The following is a 1,059-nucleotide window of genomic DNA, read 5'->3' as shown; positions in this document are numbered from 1 at the left end:
GGGCAGGCAAGGCGGGCGGGGGTGGATGTCCGGACGGATCCGGAGAGGCCGCGGGCCCCTGGCGGCCGCAACCGTTTTGCCGCCTCGCGCGTCCGAAGGCCCGTCGAGCGTCGTTTCCTTAAAGGACGTGTCCTGGTCGAAACGGCGGCGACGATGCTTGCCATGGCGAGCGACCGGCTCTTCGATCCCATGGCGCCTCGGAGGGTTTCGGGATTGCGAAACGCTATCGCTCGGGGTTCTCGGTATTTGTCGAGGCCATGACGTTTTCCGACCAGCGAAGCAGAAGGTCGGTCAGCTTTTCCGCCCCTTCGGCGTCTACGGGGTGGTGCGCTTCCCAGTCGCGTCCGACCTCGAGGATGAGCGCCTCTTCTCCGGCAAGGCGTTTTGCGAGGTCGCGTTTCGTTTCGGGATAGCGTCCCGTGCGTGCGAATTGAAGCGCCTGAAGCACGAAGAACGCTTGCTTGAAAAGTGGTTCTAGGGCGGTGCGCGCATTGATGCCGTCGAAGACGCGGGCATGGCAGAGCGCATGGTAGATTCCCGATGCGCCGATGCGGGCTGCGCGAAGGGCGTCGTCGGAGGTGAAGCCCGTGTCTATGATGGATTCGAAGTCTCCGCAGATGGGCCGCGTGTCGCAGACGAATTGGAGGAGTTCGTGGCGGGGCCACGAGGCGACGGCCCGCGTGGATCCGACGAAGCCGCAAGCGAGTTCTTTCTGCGGCATCGTCTGGATGACGGCCCGGCAGCGACGAAGGTCGTCTGCGCTGATGCCGTCGAGCAGCACGACGAGGTCGATGTCGCTGCCCTCGCGAGCCTCGCCCCGTGCCCGGCTGCCTTGAAGGCCGACGAACGAGAGGCGGTCGCCGAACTCGCGCTTGAGCCGGCGCGCCGCATCCTCTGCCCATTTGAACGCATCCATTGGGTGTCCTTTCGATTGCTGGCGGTCGCGCTATTGTACCCGATCGCTAGCTGCGCGGCACTCTCTCCCTCGCATCCGAGGATCGCTTGAAGCTCCGCGAGGAGGGGGAGTGGCAGACGCGGGGGCTCAGACGCGAGGGGAGG

Annotated in this window: 1 protein-coding gene; it reads right to left on the bottom strand. The window is 65.4% G+C overall.

Going from position 1 to position 1,059, the window contains the following annotated elements:
* Window positions 1–223: 223 nt before the first annotated feature.
* Entirely contained in the window at window positions 224–916 is a 693-nt protein-coding gene (locus C2L80_RS13475) for a nucleotidyltransferase domain-containing protein (RefSeq protein ID WP_103263374.1), read from the bottom strand.
* Window positions 917–1,059: the final 143 nt, after the last annotated feature.

Source organism: Rubneribacter badeniensis (assembly GCF_002899695.1).
GTDB lineage: Bacteria > Actinomycetota > Coriobacteriia > Coriobacteriales > Eggerthellaceae > Rubneribacter > Rubneribacter badeniensis.
This window is presented reverse-complemented; position numbering and strand designations above follow the sequence as displayed.